At 67.7% G+C, this 16,895-nt stretch carries 12 protein-coding genes, 1 tRNA gene, 1 pseudogene and 1 riboswitch; of the genes and pseudogenes, 8 read left to right on the plus strand and 6 right to left on the minus strand.

Annotated features, from left to right (window positions below):
* Positions 1-19: 19 nt before the first annotated feature.
* The 5 genes from G9Q41_RS16900 to G9Q41_RS16920 all read right to left on the minus strand — a co-directional run bounded on the left by G9Q41_RS16900 (position 20) and on the right by G9Q41_RS16920 (position 5,912).
* Positions 20-952, minus strand: a complete 933-nt coding sequence (locus G9Q41_RS16900; protein WP_165633478.1) for an ABC transporter permease — start codon at positions 950-952, stop codon at positions 20-22.
* 244 nt (positions 953-1,196) lie between these two features.
* Positions 1,197-2,723 (minus strand): ABC transporter substrate-binding protein, encoded by a 1,527-nt coding sequence (locus tag G9Q41_RS16905; protein ID WP_207631352.1) that lies wholly within the window; start codon positions 2,721-2,723, stop codon positions 1,197-1,199.
* Positions 2,720-4,006: an MFS transporter gene (locus G9Q41_RS16910; protein WP_165633477.1), complete on the minus strand. Its 1,287-nt coding sequence runs from the start codon at positions 4,004-4,006 to the stop codon at positions 2,720-2,722. Before G9Q41_RS16910 ends, G9Q41_RS16905 begins: the two co-directional genes overlap by 4 nt.
* Complete coding sequence (locus tag G9Q41_RS16915) at positions 4,003-5,112, minus strand: PLP-dependent cysteine synthase family protein (RefSeq protein WP_347567598.1); 1,110 nt, start codon at positions 5,110-5,112, stop codon at positions 4,003-4,005. The genes G9Q41_RS16910 and G9Q41_RS16915 overlap by 4 nt, the downstream gene beginning before the upstream one ends.
* A complete protein-coding gene (locus tag G9Q41_RS16920) occupies positions 5,109-5,912 on the minus strand; it encodes a DUF364 domain-containing protein (RefSeq protein ID WP_207631351.1) in 804 nt (267 codons plus the stop codon). Before G9Q41_RS16920 ends, G9Q41_RS16915 begins: the two co-directional genes overlap by 4 nt.
* A 261-nt stretch (positions 5,913-6,173) precedes the next feature.
* A riboswitch (cobalamin riboswitch) is annotated at positions 6,174-6,366 on the minus strand.
* 330 nt (positions 6,367-6,696) lie between these two features.
* Between G9Q41_RS16920 and G9Q41_RS16925 the strand changes: the two genes are divergently transcribed.
* The 5 genes and pseudogenes from G9Q41_RS16925 to G9Q41_RS16945 all read left to right on the plus strand — a co-directional run.
* Entirely contained in the window at positions 6,697-8,781 is a 2,085-nt protein-coding gene (locus G9Q41_RS16925; protein ID WP_165633476.1) for an EAL domain-containing protein, read from the plus strand.
* 244 nt (positions 8,782-9,025) lie between these two features.
* On the plus strand, positions 9,026-9,466 hold the full coding sequence (gene cynS / locus G9Q41_RS16930) for a cyanase (protein ID WP_165633475.1): 441 nt from the start codon (positions 9,026-9,028) through the stop codon (positions 9,464-9,466).
* A 456-nt stretch (positions 9,467-9,922) separates the two neighbouring features.
* A complete protein-coding gene (locus tag G9Q41_RS16935; RefSeq protein ID WP_165633474.1) occupies positions 9,923-10,579 on the plus strand; it encodes a maleylpyruvate isomerase N-terminal domain-containing protein in 657 nt (218 codons plus the stop codon).
* 363 nt (positions 10,580-10,942) lie between these two features.
* Positions 10,943-11,800: a DMT family transporter gene (locus tag G9Q41_RS16940; RefSeq protein WP_165633563.1), complete on the plus strand. Its 858-nt coding sequence runs from the start codon at positions 10,943-10,945 to the stop codon at positions 11,798-11,800.
* 85 nt (positions 11,801-11,885) lie between these two features.
* Positions 11,886-12,068 (plus strand): annotated as a pseudogene (locus G9Q41_RS16945) (site-specific integrase); the annotation flags it as partial.
* A 24-nt stretch (positions 12,069-12,092) separates the two neighbouring features.
* On the opposite strand, the gene G9Q41_RS16950 reads toward G9Q41_RS16945, so the two are convergent.
* Positions 12,093-12,165 (minus strand) — tRNA-Arg (locus G9Q41_RS16950).
* A gap of 329 nt (positions 12,166-12,494) precedes the next feature.
* On the opposite strand from G9Q41_RS16950, the gene argS reads away from it, so the two are divergent.
* From argS to G9Q41_RS16965, 3 genes are read left to right on the plus strand one after another with little or no spacing between them, the layout of a single operon-like run.
* Complete coding sequence (gene argS / locus G9Q41_RS16955; RefSeq protein WP_092523693.1) at positions 12,495-14,156, plus strand: arginine--tRNA ligase; 1,662 nt, start codon at positions 12,495-12,497, stop codon at positions 14,154-14,156.
* A gap of 12 nt (positions 14,157-14,168) precedes the next feature.
* On the plus strand, positions 14,169-15,590 hold the full coding sequence (gene lysA, locus G9Q41_RS16960; RefSeq protein WP_092523691.1) for a diaminopimelate decarboxylase: 1,422 nt from the start codon (positions 14,169-14,171) through the stop codon (positions 15,588-15,590).
* Positions 15,591-16,895, plus strand: a complete 1,305-nt coding sequence (locus G9Q41_RS16965) for a homoserine dehydrogenase (RefSeq protein WP_092523689.1) — start codon at positions 15,591-15,593, stop codon at positions 16,893-16,895.

Consider the following 16,895-nt stretch of genomic DNA (forward strand, 5'->3'; position numbering starts at 1 on the left):
CCACGCGTTCCCGAGCCCCTCAAGGTGTCACCTCGCGTTGTGGAACGAGTTGTCGTGCGGCGATGTCGGCGAGCAGGTTCACCGTGACCGTCGTGATGGCGAATATCAGCGTGTAGCCCTGCACGGTCGGGAGGTCGCGGGTCATGACGGCGTCGACGAAACCGGAACCGAGCCCGGGGAGCGCGAACAGCGCCTCCACGACCACCACGCCGCCGAGCAGACCGTCCACCGTGCGCGCGAGCTGCTGCACGGCGGTCCCCGCCGCGTTGGGCAGCACGTGCCGAAACAGCACGATCCGTTCGGGCAGCCCGTGCATGCGAGCGTGACTCGTGTACTCGGCGGTGTCGGCTTCGGCCACCCCGATACGGATCTGACGTGCCAGGGCGCACAACTGCTTGCACACCAGCACCATGACGGGTAGCACCAGCACAGCTGGGTATGCCAGCAACGAGAATCCCGAGATGCCTGCCGCCGTGGCGGGCAACCACCCCAGCTGGAGCGAGAACAATCCGACGAGCAGCAGCCCCAACGCGAACTCGGGCACCGAGTCGAGCACCACCACGATCGAGTTCACGGCGCGGTCCAACGGTGAACCACGCCGCAGCCCGGTCAACACTCCGAGCGCGAGCGCCAACGGCAGGGTGAACCCGAGCGCGACGGAGGTGAGCACTACCGTGGTGGCGAGTCCGTCGGCGATTTCCTCGATCACCGGTTTCCCGGTCAGCAGTGAGGTACCCAGATCCCCGTGCGCGAGACCGCCGAACCACTCGAGAAAACGAGTCGGGAGCGGTTCGTCCAAATCGAGTCGTTCACGCAACTCGGCCATCTGCTCCGGAGTGCCGTGCTTGCCGAGGATCACCACGGCGGTGTCGCCGGGCAGCGACGCGCCCAGCGCGAAGACGAGCACGGCGACCCCGAGAACCTGCAGCAGCGCGACCGCGATCCGCCTCATAGGGTCTTTCTGCTCTCCCCCGGCGCAAGGGCTCGCCGAACCGGATCTCCCGCCGGTTCCCGCCGCGGGGGCTCCGAGTCCGGGCAACGTTCCACACGACATCGGTGGTGCTCTCGGGAGAGCGCACACGGGGGACACCGTGGTGTCATCGGTGGGTCGTGTGGATGTGCAGGCGTCGTCGCGCAGGCAGGAACCCCGCCGGATCGACCCGAACAGAGCGCACCAGTCGGGAGGAGAGCACGCATCATCCCAGTTCGGCCCCGTCAAACCTGGCCCAGTTCAGCGAATTCGGGGTGGCGGCCTCCAACCCGCCGACATCGCTGGAGACGGCCACGTTCCAATCGCTGAATCCCCACACCATGAAGCCGCTGTGGTTGCGCGCGTGCCGCTGAGCGTCGGTGAGCAGCTCGGTGCGTTTCCGCTCGTCCGCGGTCGCGACGGCGTCGTCGAACAACCTGTTGAACTCTGCGGAGTCGTAACCGGTGTAGTTGGCGCTCACCGAGGCCGCACGCAGGCGTTTGGAGAGGTAGGTGGTGATCGGCAGGGTGGCGGTTCTGGTGTGTCCGGCCACGCCGTGCTTCTTGATGTCGGAGTAGTGGGTCTCGGAGGGGCCGACTCTGGGCGTGACCTTGATCCCGATCTCGCCGAGCTGCTCGGCGATCAGATTCGCCGCCGGTTCGAAGTAGGGGTCGGCCGAGCTGGTGCGCAGTTCGAAACCGATCCCCTCCGCACCGGCTTCGCGCAGCAGCTTGCGTGCTCGGTCCACATCACGTTCCCGCTGCGGGATGTCCTCCGGATAGTACTCCAACCCCTTGCCGAACAGGTCGTTGCCGAGTTCGCCGCGTTCGTTGAGCACCACTCCGAGCAGTGCCTCGCGGTCCACACCCGACAGTACGGCCCGCAGCACGCGGTTGTCGTCGAAGGGCGGACGGTCGACCTTGAAGGCCACCGCCTGCATGGTGCTGCGGGGAGCGGACAGCACCTCGCCCCGTCCGTCCTTCCGTACCATCTCCACCGAGTTGGCACCGATGTCGTGCGCGTAGTGCACTTGTCCCGAAAGCAGGGCGGACACTCGCGCGTTTTCTTCGTTGACCGGAACGAACTCCAGTTCGGAGAGTTCGGGCGGGCCGTCGAAATGTCCCTCGAACCGTTCGAACACGGCAGATCCGCCGGTTTCGAAAGACGCGAAACGGAACGGGCCGCTGCCGATCGGTTCGCCGAAGTCCGCGGCGTTGGCGGGAACGATCTCGGTGGCGGGCGCTCCCCACGCGGTGGGAAAGGAGAAGTCCGGTTCGCCGAGCACGAGTACCAGCTCGCGTTCCGAGACCGCTTCACTGGCTTTGAAGTCAACACCGGAGAACTGGGGTTGTGCCGGCGACCCGGTGGCCGGGTCGGCGATGCGCCGGTAGCTGTAGAGCACGTCCTCCGCCGTGACGGGTCTGTTGTCGTGGAACCTCGCCGCGCGCAACCTGATCCGCCACCGCTTGCCGCTGGCGTCCGGTTCCCAGGACTCGGCGAGTCGGGGAACCGGGCTCATGTCCTGGGCGTAACCGACCAGCGTGTCGAACAGCGCCTTGGAGCGCGCTTGGTCGACGAACAGGGAACCGGTGTGCGGGTCGAGCGACTCCCTGCTGCCCGACACGGAAAAGGCCGCCCGGAGCCTGTTGTCGGATCTGCTGCCCGTGCCGCCGCACGCCACGAGGGGGCCCGCGGCGAGCACGCCCAGCGTTCCACCGAGCAGTCGCCTCCTGTTGATGTTCGGTGTGGTCACGCGGGGGTCCCCTTCCCTTCGGAGGTGTGTTCGGATGTGCGGTCGAGCAGACCGCGCCGGTTCAGCACGGCCGCGCCCGAGCCGCCGGCTAAACCGACCAACAGCAGGAAGCACCAGGGCAACCAACTCAGCGCTGAGCCGTCGAATTCGTCGAGCAGCGCCCCGGCGAACCAGCTGACGGCGGCGGCCGCGAGTGCGGAGGCCAGGTAGTAGAAGCCGTAGTACGTCCCCGCCAGGCGCGGGTTGCCCACGGCGGGTAACAGCTCCATCGCGAACGGGTTGGTGATGGCCGTGCCGACGGTGAACAGCGCCGTGCCGACCAGCACGGGCAGACAGGCGAGTACCGTCGCCCAGCCACCGGCCCCGTCGGGCCTGCCGTCCCCCGCCGGGAGCAGCGGGCTGGTCGCCAGGACGGGTAGGAAGGAAACGCCCATGCAGCTCAAACCGATCGCCACCGAGCGTCCGGCCGTCCACCTGCGGCGGCACCATTCGGTGATCCGCACCTGACCGAACACGCCGATCGCGGTGGAGACCACGAACACCCCGGCGATGGACCAGGCGACCCCGGAGACGCGGCGGATCTCCAGCGGCAGCATCAGGTAGAGCTGGTTGTACAGTGCGAAGTACGCGGACAGCGCCAGGGTGAAACCGAGGAAGCGGCGGTTGCCTACGACTTCGCGCCAGCTGCCGAATACCCCCTTCTCCTGACGTTCGATCCGCCGGTGCGGCAGCACGAGCAGCTGGGCCACCGTGAGCACCGCGAAGGCCAGGCACGCCAGCAGCGCGATCAGGCGGAAGTCGACAGTGAGCAGCCCGGCCCCGAGCAGTGGGCCGAGCAGGGTGCCCGCGTGCCCGAACACGTTGAACACCGCGAAGGCCTCCGCTTTGTATTCCCCGGCCTCGTGCATCAGGTAAGTCCGCACCGCCGGGTTGAACAGCGCACCGGCGAGTCCGGTCAGCACGGCCGCCGCGATCAGGCCGGGCAGCGTGGTGAATACCCCGAACGATCCGAAGGCCACCACGCGCAGGGCGCACCCCGCGATGATCATCGGGCGGCAGCCGATCCGGTCGGCGGCCGTGCCGCCCACGAGGAACATGCCCTGCTGGCTGAGATTGCGGATTCCCAGCACCACCCCTACCACGGCCGCTCCGTAGCCGAGCTCTTCGCTCATGTACGAGGCAAGGAACGGCAGCAGCATGTAGAAACCGACGGTTATCCCGAGCTGGTTGACGACCAGCAGTCGCGCCGCGGGGGACAGTCGGCGGAACGCCGCGTAGTTCATGATTGAGCACCGTCCCGTCCGCACACGGAACACTCGGAGTCGCAGGTTCGTCCGGGACACGGGTCCTCTACTCTGCGCGTTCTGCTCCAACCGCGCGCCTCGCCCGCGCGGTACGGGTGCGGTCGGATGCACTGTGGCGCGTCGAGCGCGTTCCGCTCGTGGAACTCGTCGTCGTAGATGGTTTGCCAGTAGCGGTACGGTCCGTCCGGGAACACCGCCACCACCCGGTCCGAGTCCAGTTCGGCCGAACACCACGCGGCAGCCAGCGCCACGGCACCGGTACTCCACCCGCCCGTGACGAAGACGCTCCTGGCGAGTTCTCGGCAGGACCACGCGGCTTCGGCGGGGCCTACCCAGTGGACCTCGTCGAACTCCGCGTAGGCGACGTTGTCCGGATGGATGCTGCTGCCCAGACCACGCATCACCCTCGGCAGTGGTTCCGGGCCGAACAGCGTCGAACCCGGCGAATCGACTCCGATGATCCGGACACCGGGCCGGTGGGCACGCAGTACCGACGCGATTCCCGAGCTGTGCCCGCCGGTCCCGACGCTGCAGACCACCGCGTCCACCCGGTCGAACTGGTCAAGGAGCTCGTGCCCGAGAGCCGTGTAACCGGCTGCGTTGTCCGGATTGTTGTACTGGTCCGGCCAGAACGCGTCCGCGTGCTCGGCCAGTATTCGGGTGACCCGATCGCGTCGCGCGCGTTGCCATCCACCGACGGGAGCCGGTTCGTCGACGACCTCGATCCGCGCCCCGTGCGCACGCAGCAGGCTCGCGCTTGGATCGTCGAGTTCACGGTCGGCCACCAGTACCACGGGGTGGCCGAGAGCGATACCCACGTAACCTAGCCCGATTCCCAGGGTGCCGCTGGTGGATTCCACGATGGTGCCGCCGGGCCGCAGCTCGCCGCGCCGTCTGGCGCCGAGGATCATGGACAGCGCGGCTCTGGCCTTCATGCCACCGGGGGATACCCCTTCGAGCTTGGCCCAGAACCCGGGGTGCTCTTCGGGAAGTGGAGTCGTGACTCGCAGTGCGGGGGTGTCGCCGATGAGTTCCAGCAGCGAGTGACACCTGCGTCCGCCCGCGGAGTCCGCGTCGCTGTTCACGAGTGTCCTCCGGGGGCAGCCGGGTAGAGGTGGATCTCGTTCTCCTGCCCGGTGAGCCAGAAGAACGGGTAGGGCTCGGCGGAGAGTGCGGTTAGGTGCGTGCCCAGCAGTTCCCTGAACACCGCGCTGCCGGTCTGGGCGAACACCACCAGCGGGACGGCATTGGCCCGGCAGTGTTCGGCGATCCCGTCGAACGTCCCGTTGCCCAGGGTCATGCCGGATGCGAGTACCGCCCGGGCTCCGGACAGCGCCGCGGAGTGGTTCCGCAGCACGGTTTCTCCCTGCTCGGTGCGGCCACCCTTGAAGTCGCATGGAACGTGTTCGAGGTTCCGGGCTTCCAAAGCGGACAGCAGTGAGTTCACCACTCCGATGACCGCTACGGGGCCTTTGGTTCCTTCGGGGAGCAGATCCACCACGGCGCGGGCTCGTGCCCGCGACTTGGCCGACGAATCACCACGCGGGAGACGCGCGGTGCGGGAGTCTCTCCGAGCGTCGTGCGGTGACAGGTGTGCGAGGTAGGCGTCCAGCGCGGCTGTGCGAACGGCCGGTTCCGGGTGATCCAGCAGCTCGTCGACCGTGGAACCGGTCAGGCCGGACAGCCGTGTGGTGTCCTGAGCGTCCGGTTCGGTGGCGCAGGAGCCGACCGCCTCGCCCACCCGAATGCTCAGTACCGAATTGACGTACCCCGTGGTCCTGCCCACGTGGCGCGCATTCTGCTCGGTACGGAAGGCGACAGTGGCCATCATCTCGGCCGGGAGGGGGTTTCCGTGCTCGAGGAGCGAACCGGTTCGGGCTAGCACGACGAGTTTGTCCAGGATGGACAGTTTTGTGACGGTAGGATCTGAAGGTGTTTCCCCGATGGGCACACTTGTCTCCACGCTTCGGGTCGTGAGGGTCGTCGTCGAGTCGTCCGGAACGCGGACGGTTTCAGGCGTTTACGACGAACGGGACGTGGGGAGTGACCTGCCCTTGCGCGTCCCCGTGGAAAAGCGGTGGAAGGTGAATGCGCGCGCGGTTCGGTACGGCACCGTCGTTACCTCCTCCGGGGCTCCGCGACCCCGTACGAATCGGCACGACGACGGCAGTCTCCTGACTCGTGGATCGGCGTTGTCCGCCGCCTTCCCATCGGATCACCGACAGTGGCGTTTTGGCGAAAACTCCCCACACACAGTGGCGGGACCGTGCCGGGCTTGCACCGGCTTCCTGCATGTCGTCGCGTTGGTTTCGCACGGAACGTTCACACCTCGGGGGTGAGGTGTCAAGGTGTCATGGGCCGCAACACATCGCTCGGGTTCCGGTGGTTGTAGCAGCCCCCGAGCTCAGGGACGGGGTGGACGATCTCGCGATCCCGATTCCGAGCTGACCGGGTACCTGGCCCAGCATGTCCGGTCCAATGGGGTGAAGATCGAAGGTTGGTCGTGCGCGTATCGTGATGCTGGTCGACACTCGAGAGCGACCGGGAAAGAAGCGGATGTTCCGATGTGGAAACAATGGTGAACCCATCACCGTTGCCGGGGACCCGTTTCGAACGGCAAACCACCGGGGACTTGTAGGCCGATCGCGACTCGGTAACCGGAGCTGTACATGAGCGGCACGGACCACGGGAATGGCCTTCGGGCCGATGGCGAGAAGGTGATCGGCGCCTTCGGATCCTCACTGTTGGAGTACGCCGTGTACACCCTCGACCCGGACGGCGTGGTGTCGAGCTGGAACCCCGGGGCGGAACGGCTCACCGGGGCCCCCGCCGACGAGGTGGTGGGGCAGAACATCTCGATCTTCTACACCTCCGAGCAGAACGCGACGGGTTATCCGCGAGAACTGCTCAGGCGTGCCGTGGAATCCGGCAGCTGTACCGATGAAGGTTGGCGGATACGCAAGGACGGCAGCAGGTTCTGGGCGAGCGTGGTCACCACCGCCCTGTGGTCTAGCGAAGGGAGACTACGCGGTTTCGCCAGGCTGACCAGGGACGAGACCGATCTTCATACCCAGCTGGAACGGTCGCTGCGGCAGTTCCACGACCTTTTCGTGCTAACCCCGATCGGCATCGGGGTGTACGACAGGTACGGCTACCTGGTCGATTCCAACCTCGCGTTGTGCGGGCTGCTCGGTTACTCCCCGGAGCAGATGTCCGGAGCACACGTAACGGATTTCGTCCATCCCGACGAGCCGGACAAACCGAAGCTGCTGGAATCCTTCGGCGCCGGTGCTCCACCGGGGCGAGCTCCCGTCCGGGAGATGAAGCTGCTCCGGTCCGACGGACAGCAGTTGATCTGCGAGCTGCACATCGCGAAGTCGGTGCGCCCCGAGGGCGATGAGTTCTGGATGGTTGTTTGTCAGGACGTGACCGAGCGCAACCGGCGGGTCGAAGAATGGCGCTACTGGGCTACCCACGATGAGCTGACCGGGCTGCCGAACCGACAAGCCCTCGATCAGCTGCTCGCCGACGCCGACATGAGCGGATCGGCGATGTTGTACTGCGACATCACCGACTTCAGACGCATCAACGAGTCCCTCGGGCTGCGGGCTGGGGACGAACTGTTGATGGAGCTGGCCAAGCGCATGCGCGGCGATCTGCCGGAGGGCTGGCTCGTCGCGCGGCTGGCTTCGGACGAGTATCTGGTCGTGTGTCCGGACGTCGTGGGCGCGGGTGGGGTGGAGGTCGTGGTCACGCTGGTCACTGAGTTGCTCCACCGGACCGTTCACCTGCGTGATCACCCACCCATCCAGATAGCGGCCTCGGTCGGGGTGGCGATCGCGGAAAGCTCGGACTCGACGATCGACGAACTGCTGCGCTCGGCCGGCGCGGCCGTGATGGAGGTCAAGAGAGGCAACAGGGAACGGTTCGCGGTGGCCAGCACGGCGCTGATCGAATCGATGGACCGGCAGGTCCAGTTGGAGAGCGAGCTGCGCACGGCTCTGGAAAACGAGGATCTGGCACTGTGTTACCAGCCCATCGTGGATGGTGATGGGGTGATCAGGGCCGCCGAAGCTCTGGTGCGCTGGTGGCATCCGGAGCGAGGGAAGCTGACCCCGGGTTTTTTCCTGCCGGTCGCCGAACGAGGCGGCCTGCTGCGTAAGCTCGATCGTTACGTACTGCGTGCGGCGTTGCGCGAAGCAGTGTCGTGGCCGCCGAGAGCTGATGGTGGGGCGGTACGGGCCTCGATCAATCTGGGGGCGCTCTCGCCGGGCGATCCGGAGCTGCTCGACGTGCTCGACGAGGTCGTGGCCGAAACCGGTATCGCCTGGGGGCATATCGTCCTCGAGCTGGTGGAGACCTCGTTGATCAACCTCTCCGCACGGGGACTCGAGGTCATGAGCGAGCTCGCCGAACGCGGCGTGCGGTTCGCCGTGGACGACTTCGGCACCGGCTACTCCTCACTCGCTCGGCTGAAGGAACTCCCGATCGAGATCATCAAAGTCGATCGCGGTTTCGTCGCGGAGGTCGCACGGGACAGCACCGATCTTCACGTGGTCCGGGCCATCGTCGATCTGGCGACTGCCATTGGTTGCAGATGCACCGCCGAAGGGGTGGAGACCCTGGAGCAGTTCGAGGCGCTGCGCGGTGTGGGGGTGCTTTCTTACCAGGGGTGGTTGTTTTCCTACCCCGTCCGGGCCGGGGAGCTGCGGAGTCTGCTGGAGAGCGGTTCGTCGTGCCTGCCCGAAGGGTGAGAAGGGACCTTCGAACGGTGCGAAGGTCCCGTACCGGTCGATCCCGGGAACCACGACACGGAGTCACCGGTCGGCAGGGTTGTCCGGCGACATCCGCGGAGGCAGATTCCGCCGCCCCCGTGATCACCCTGTGGGACGGAGCGACGACGAACGGTGTTGCTCACCCTGTTCGCGGGTAAGCACCCGAGTGCGGGGTGCCCCGTCAAGGCAGCGGTCGACGAGCAACGAGGAGAGGGGCCGGTCGATGAACAGGTCGGAGGCCACGGAACGGATTCACGAGGCCAAACGGAGAAAGGGGTTCGGCTACACCGATCTCGCCGAGCGCCTGGGCGTGGACAGGGCCTGGCTGACCGCGGCGATGCTCGGGCAGCATCCGCTGGAGGCCGGGCAGGCCGAGCAGCTCGGGGAACTGCTCGAGCTCCCCGAAGAAGTGGTTCCGGTGCTCACGGAGATCCCCCACCGCGGTTCGCTGGATTCGGTCCCGCCGACGGATCCGACGATCTATCGCATCTACGAGGCGCTCCAGGTGTACGGCACCACCATCAAGGAACTGATCAACGAGGACTTCGGTGACGGGATCATGAGCGCGATCACGTTCAACCTCGACGTCCAGCGGGAGGAGACCGCGGAGGGCCCGCGCGTTCGGATCGTGCTCGACGGCAAGTTCCTGCCCTACAAGTGGTGACTCCGCGGAGCGGGAGGTCGGAGTCCGTGTTCCGGGGGAGTGCCCAGGTGCCGAAGCCTTCAGGCGCCGACTCGTCGGACCTCGAAGCCGGCGGACGACCGACGACGCGGTGACGGCTTCGGCCCTTCCGCCCGTCGTGGTGCGCTGCTGCCTTGAGTGGTTCTCCCGAGCGGGTGGTACTCCGCGCACGTCGAGCCGCATCGCCGTCCCGGTCATCGACGTCGTCGTCGAGCCCCGCCGTGGTCGCCGACTTCTGGTGCCGGGTGCTCGTTTGGCGGGTCATCGAGGAATCCGCGAACTCACCGGGGCAGTTGTGGGAACGCCGGATCGGGTGATTCGCACGTGGGTCCGGAGGGTCTCACCCGGTCGGTCCCGTGCCGGTGCGGGTTCGCCGGAGCATCGGGCTCCGCCATCACGGGGATGGCGGGGTCGAGCTGCCGGCTGTACGGTCCTGCCATGTCCCGATCATCCGAGAGTCGCTCGTCCTCGTCCTCCGGCGCAGCGGACGACCTCGATATCGCCCTGGAACTCGCCGTGGACGTCCTGCGCGAAGCGGATTCGGCGGACTGGGGGAACAAGGCGGGTTCCCTGGAGTGGGACTGCTGGGAGACCGTCGAGCACCTCAGTGACGACCTGTTCGCGTACGCCGTCCAACTGGGCCCCAGGACACCACCCCGGGACGGCAAGGTGCCCTTCGTGTGGGAGAGCCGCCGCCCCGGCGGCCCGGAGAACGCGATTCACGCGGACCGGACGGCGGGGCCCGCCGGCCTGCTGCGGACGCTGGAGGCGAGCGGGGCGCTGCTCGTCGCCATGGTGCGCACGACCTCTCCGCAGACCCGCGCCTACCACGTCTTCGGTGTCTCGGACCCCGAGGGCTTCGCCGCGATGGGCATCGTGGAGACCCTGGTGCACACGCATGACCTGGCTCGCGGTCTCGGGCTCTCCTGGACCCCACCCGCCGCCCCGTGCTCGCGAGCACTCACCCGGCTTTTTCCGCACGCACCGGGGGACGCGGACCCGTGGAGCGCCTTGCTGTGGGCAACGGGACGCACCGAACTCCCCGGGCGCCCTAGGCTCACCACCTGGAGCTGGGACGGCACGCCGCGGGGGTAGTGCCGGAGGATTCGCAACGGGCGGGGCGCTCGTGACGGAGGGGCTCACCGGGGAGGCGATCGCTCCGCGGTCACGGAACCAGGTGCTCACCCGGAACGGGCAAGGGCGCCGCTGAGTCCTGCGACTCGCGGCTCGGCGGCACGCCTGCGGTGGCCGTTCCCGCGGACGAGAGGCACCGCGATGCGATAAATCGCTGGAAGGGTGAAGCGGTCGGACCTGTCTTCGTTCCAGCTGGGGCTGTCCCCGCCCCAGAGATTTCCCGACGAAATCCTCTCAGTTCACATCGCGAAGGATCCTGCATTGGTCTGTTCCGGTAGCGGCTCACCGAGCGCCGTAGCGAGCGCGTCCCCCGCTTGGTCGGGCATGGTCGTAGGTGCCCTCTTCATCGCGACAACAGGGGTGTGGGTCAGTTTCGCTGACGCTTCGCCGGGAACGGCTTCGGTCTACCGATGCCTCCTGGCGCTCCCGTTCCTGGTTCTGTTGGCGATCTGGAAAAGCCGGGGCGAAGGTGTGCCGTCACGGCGACAGCTAGGGCGGGCCGCGGCCGCAGGGGTGCTGTTCAGCGGAGACATGCTGCTGTGGACGCAGGCCATCACCGAGGTCGGCGCCGGGCTGACAGCTGTTCTCGTCAATCTCCAAGTCGTGTTCGTCCCTGCGCTCGCGTGGATCGTAGACAACGAATCAGTGCCACGCCGGTATCTGATCGCGGTTCCGGTGGTGTTACTCGGAGTGATATTCACTTCGGGGGTGATCGAAGGCGGTGGCGCGGGCGCTGAGCCTCTTCGCGGGACGGTGCACGCCACGATGGCCTCGTTGTGCTACTCGGGCTTCCTGTTCCTGCTGAGGAGTGGAGGGCGCGGTGGACTGACCATGCGGACGTATGTGGTGGTGATCGCTTCGGCGACGGTGGCCTCGATGTTCCTGGGAGCCGTATGGCGGGGAGTTGATCTCACTCCGGGGTGGGGAACGCTCGGCTGGCTGTTGCTCGTAGCCGTGTGCGGCCAAGTGCTGGGGTGGTTGCTCGTCGCGATGTGCTTGCCCCACTTGCCCAGTCACACTGGTGCGCTTCTGCTGTTGTTGACACCGGTCGGCGCTCTCGCGCTGGGGGCTCTCGTTCTTGCTGAGCGTCCGACACCGCTGCAACTGTTCGGCTCCGCGCTAATCCTCATCAGCGTGCTGATCGTCACCGCTCGTCGTGCCACCCCTGGAGTGGAGCGATGATTCACGTCTGACGATGTCCAGCGAAGGGGTTCTCGACTGTTGCGGAAGGCGACGAAGCGTGTCGAAGGAGTTCGCACGGATGGAGGCATCGCTGGCGATCGCCTCCGGCGCGGACGTGAAACTCGTCCAACAGATGCTCGGGCACAAGACCGCCACGATGACGCTCGACCTCTACGGGCACCTGTTCCCGGACCGACTCAACGAGATCGCCGATCGGATGGATGAAGCAGCGTGTGCCCCGAATGTGCCCCACGAGGAATCTTCGTAGGCGTGGCACATGGCTTGACCTGGGTGCCCTCGGCAGGACTCGAACCTGCGACACCCGCCTCCGGAGGGCGGTGCTCTATCCACTGAGCTACGAGGGCTCTTCGCTTGTTGTTCTCCCGCTCTGCGGTTGAACTGACTACAGCCTAACCCACGCCTCGCCCGGGGTGTGCGGCGGGGGTGATCGCGGTGTGCGCCGAGGCGGGGTGCGCGGGGCTGACCTCCTGCTGGGCGCGCTGTCCGGAGGTGGGAGCGCCGCGGCCCGGGCGCTGAAGGGCTGGGGCGTCAGGAATCGTTTCCCCGGCGTTCACGAGGAAAGAATGAATGCTTTCTCGGATTCTGGGATTCGTTCCGGCAGCGGGGAGTGCGCGAGTTCGCTGTGCGGTACCCGCTGGATAACCAGCGACATTGCTTTTTTAGACTTCATCGGGTGACACCAGCAGCGCTTGCCGAACTCGTCCGAACGACCGCCGTAGACGTGCTGTCCGCCCGAGGGGTGGACACCTCGGTGCTGCCGGAGAACGTCACGGTCGAGCGACCCCGCAACCCGGAGCACGGCGACTACGCCACCAACCTGGCGATGCAGGTCGGGAAGCGAGCCGGAGTGGCGCCGCGCGAACTGGCCGGGTGGCTGGCCGAATCGCTCGCGCAGCGCGAGGAGATCGACTCGGCCGAGGTGGCCGGGCCCGGCTTCCTGAACCTGCGGCTGGCAGCGGACGCGCAGGGCGCCATCGTCCGGGACGTGCTCACCAAGGCCGAGAGCTTCGGTTCCGGGGACCTCTACCAGGGCCTGCGGGTGAACCTCGAGTTCGTCTCGGCCAACCCCACCGGACCGATCCACCTCGGCGGGAGCCGGTGGGCCGCCGCGGGCGACGCCCTCGGGCGCGTGCTGCAGGCCCAGGGGGCCGAGGTCACCAGGGAGTACTACTTCAACGACGCGGGCGCGCAGATCGACCGGTTCGTGAAATCGCTGGTGGCCGCGGCCAAGGGCGAGGAAACTCCCGAGGACGGCTACGGCGGGGCCTACATCGGTGAGATCGCCTCCGAGGTCGTCCGCCGCGAACCCGGCGTGCTCGAGCTCCCCGACGCCGAGCGCGACGAGGTGTTCCGCCGCACCGGCGTGGGGCTGATGTTCGACGAGATCAAGCGCAGCCTGCACGAGTTCCGCACCGACTTCGACGTCTTCTTCCACGAGGACTCGCTGCACAACTCCGGCGCGGTCACCGAGGCCCTGGAACGGGTGAAGGAGTCGGGCAACCTCTACGAGGCCGAGGGCGCCTGGTGGCTGCGCTCCTCCGAGTTCGGCGACGACAAGGACAGGGTCGTCATCAAGAGCGACGGCGCCCCGGCCTACATCGCCGGCGACGTCGCCTACCTGAGGGACAAGCGCGACCGCGGCTTCGAGCTGTGCCTGTACATGCTCGGAGCCGACCACCACGGCTACATCTCGCGGTTGAAGGCCGCTGCCGCCGCGATGGGCGACGACCCGGACTCGGTGGAGGTGCTGATCGGTCAACTGGTCAACCTCGTGCGCGAGGGCGAACCGGTCCGCATGAGCAAGCGCGCTGGTACCGTGGTGACCCTGGAGGACCTGGTCGAGGCCGTGGGCGTCGACGCGGCGCGCTACTCGCTGATCCGCTCCTCGGTCGACTCCCCCGTGGACATCGACCTCGACCTGATCAGCAAGCACACCAACGACAACCCGGTCTTCTACGTGCAGTACGCGCACGCCCGGTTGTCCTCCCTGCAGCGCAACGCCGTTTCGCTCGGAATCGACCGGGGAAGCGTCACCGAGGCCGACCTGGGGTTGCTCGCGCACGACAGGGAGGGTGACCTGATCCGCACGCTCGGGGAGTTCCCCCGGGTCGTGCACTCGGCGGCCGAACTGCGGGAGCCGCACCGCGTCGCCCGCTACCTGGAGGAGCTGGCCAGCGCCTACCACCGGTTCTACGACTCCTGCCGCGTGCTGCAGCCCGGTGACGACCGGGCCGGCCCGTTGACGATCGCCAGGTTGCAGCTGTGCGAGGCGACCCGCCAGGTGCTCGCCAACGGTTTGTCCCTGCTCGGCGTCAGTGCCCCCGAACAGATGTAGAGGAGGCGCATCATGCGCGCCCATCCAGCGGGCCCGAGGCACGCCGCCGACGCGGCCGTGTCACCGGCTTCCGGGCTCGCAGCCCCCTCCTCCGTGGAGGAGGTCAACCAGCTTCATCCGAAGGTGTGGCCGCGCAATGCCGCCCGCCGTTCGGACGGGGTTACCACGCTCGCGGGAAACGATGTGCGCGAGTTGGCCGAACGCCACGGCACTCCGCTGTTCGTGCTGGACGAGGACGACTTCCGCTCACGCTGCAGGGACTACGTGGCCGCCTTCGGCGACCCGTCCGCCGTGCACTACGCGGCCAAGGCGTTCCTGTGCACCGAGATCGCCCGGTGGATCGACCAGGAAGGGCTCTCCCTGGACGTCTGCACCGGCGGGGAGCTCCAGGTCGCCCTGCGCGCGGAGTTCCCGCCCGAGCGGATCGCGATGCACGGCAACAACAAGTCCACCGCCGAGCTCGCCGCCGCCCTGGACGCCGGGGTCGGCTCGGTGGTGCTCGACTCGTTCCACGAGATAGCGCGGCTGGAGCACCTCGCGCACGAGCGCGGGGTGACCCAGCCGGTCATGATCAGAACCACAGTCGGGGTGGAAGCCCACACCCACGAGTTCATCGCCACGGCGCACGAGGACCAGAAGTTCGGTTTCTCACTGGCGGCCGGGGACGCGGCCGAGGCCGCGAGCCGGGTGCTGAAGTCCGGCTCGCTGCGGCTGGTCGGGCTGCACAGCCACATAGGTTCGCAGATCTTCGACGACGACGGTTTCGAGCTCGCCGCGCACCGGGTGATCGGTCTGCTGGCCCAGCTGCGGGCCGAGCACGGCCCGGAGGCCCTCGACTCGGTCACGACCGTGGACCTCGGAGGTGGGCAGGGGATCGCCTACACCCGGGAGGACGACCCGCTGCCGCCCGCGACGCTGGCCGAACGGCTGGGCGAGGTCGTGCGCAAGGAGTGCGCCGCTGCCGGGCTCCCCGCGCCGCGCATCGCCGTGGAGCCGGGGCGGGCCATAGCGGGCCCCGGAACCGTCACGGTCTACGAAGTGGGCACCATCAAGGACGTCGCGCTGGACGGCGGAGCCTCGCGACGCTACATCAGCGTCGACGGCGGGATGAGCGACAACATCCGGACCTCGCTCTACGACGCGTTTTACGACTGCCGTCTGGTCTCCCGCGAGGGGGAGCGCCCCGGGGTGCTGTCCCGCATCGTGGGCAAACACTGCGAATCCGGTGACGTGGTGGTGCGGGACAACTGGATGCCCGAGGATGTTGCCCCGGGCGATCTGGTGGCCGTGGCCACCACGGGCGCGTACTGCTACGTGATGGCCAGCAACTACAACCGGTTGCCGAAACCGGCCGTCGTGACGGTGCGCTCCGGGGAGTCGCGATTGTTGCTACGCAGGGAGACCGAGGACGACCTGCTTCGGCTGGAGGTGTGAGTGATCGAGGATCGGGAACCGATCAGGGTGGCGCTGCTGGGCTGCGGCACGGTGGGCACCGAGGTGCTGCGACTGCTGCGCGAGTACCCCACCGAGTACGCCGCTCGAACCGGTGCTCCGGTGCACGTCACCGGTGTGGCGGTGCGCCGCCCCCACAAGCACCCCGAGGTGCCGGAACACCTGTTGACCACAGACGCGGAGTCGCTCGTCGAGGGGAACGCCGACGTCGTCGTGGAGCTGGTCGGCGGTATCGAACCGGCCCGCTCGCTGCTGTCGAGGGCGTTGCACGCGGGCAAGTCCGTCGTGACGGCCAACAAGGCCCTGCTGGCCGAACACGGTTCGGAGCTGTACGCGGCCGCCGACGCGAACGGCGCCGACATCTACTTCGAGGCCGCCGTGGCCGGGGCGATCCCCCTGCTGCGCCCGCTGCGGGAGTCGTTGGCGGGTGACCGCATCAACCGGGTCATGGGCATCGTCAACGGCACGAGCAACTACATCCTCTCCGCGATGGACTCCACGGGTGCGGGCTACGCCGAGACCCTGGAGGAGGCGGGGCAGCTCGGTTACGCCGAAGCGGACCCGACGGCCGATGTGGACGGGTTCGACGCGGCGGCCAAGGCCGCGATCCTGGCCTCGTTGGCCTTCCACACCAGGGTCACCGCCTTCGACGTCCACAGGGAGGGCATCTCCGAGGTGGGTGCCGGGGAGATCCAGGCCGCCCGCGCGCTCGACCGCACGGTCAAGCTGCTCGCGATCTGCGAACGAGTGGTCGACGAGGACGGTTCCGAGTCGGTCTCCGCGCGGGTCCACCCGGCGATGATCCCCCGGGATCACCCGCTGGCCGGGGTTTCCGGCGCGTTCAACGCCGTGTTCGTCGAGGCGGAGTCGGCAGGCCAGCTGATGTTCTACGGGCAGGGCGCAGGCGGGGCCCCCACGGCCAGCGCCGTGCTGGGCGATCTCGTCGCCGCGGCGCGCAACGTCGTGGTTTCCGGGAAGGGACCGCGCGAGTCCGCTCACGCGCAGTTGCCGGTCCGCTCGATGGACCGCACGCCGACGCGGTACCACATCAGCCTGGACGTCGCGGACAAGCCGGGCGTGCTGTCCCAGGTGGCCTCGATGTTCAACGAGCACGACGTGAGCATCTCGGTGGTGCGCCAGCAGGGGCGCGGCGCGGACGCCAGCCTGGTCGTGGTGACGCACACCGCGAGCGACGCCGCGTTGCGCAGGACGGTGGACAAGATCGCGGGGCTGTCCGCGGTGCTCGAGGTTGTCAGTGTTATGCGGGTGGAAGGGGAACCGTCGTGA

This window comes from Actinopolyspora sp. BKK2, from assembly GCF_011291845.1.
Lineage (GTDB): Bacteria > Actinomycetota > Actinomycetes > Mycobacteriales > Pseudonocardiaceae > Actinopolyspora > Actinopolyspora saharensis.

What these genes read in the sequence shown, in the direction of transcription:
- G9Q41_RS16900 (WP_165633478.1), bottom strand. Translation starts at nt 952, where the DNA reads ATGAGGCGGATCGCGGTCGCGCTGCTGCAGGTTCTCGGGGTCGCCGTG.
- G9Q41_RS16910 (WP_165633477.1), bottom strand. Translation starts at nt 4,006, where the DNA reads ATGAACTACGCGGCGTTCCGCCGACTGTCCCCCGCGGCGCGACTGCTG.
- G9Q41_RS16925 (WP_165633476.1), top strand. Translation starts at nt 6,697, where the DNA reads ATGAGCGGCACGGACCACGGGAATGGCCTTCGGGCCGATGGCGAGAAG.
- cynS (WP_165633475.1), top strand. Translation starts at nt 9,026, where the DNA reads ATGAACAGGTCGGAGGCCACGGAACGGATTCACGAGGCCAAACGGAGA.
- G9Q41_RS16935 (WP_165633474.1), top strand. Translation starts at nt 9,923, where the DNA reads ATGTCCCGATCATCCGAGAGTCGCTCGTCCTCGTCCTCCGGCGCAGCG.
- G9Q41_RS16940 (WP_165633563.1), top strand. Translation starts at nt 10,943, where the DNA reads ATGGTCGTAGGTGCCCTCTTCATCGCGACAACAGGGGTGTGGGTCAGT.
- lysA (WP_092523691.1), top strand. Translation starts at nt 14,169, where the DNA reads ATGCGCGCCCATCCAGCGGGCCCGAGGCACGCCGCCGACGCGGCCGTG.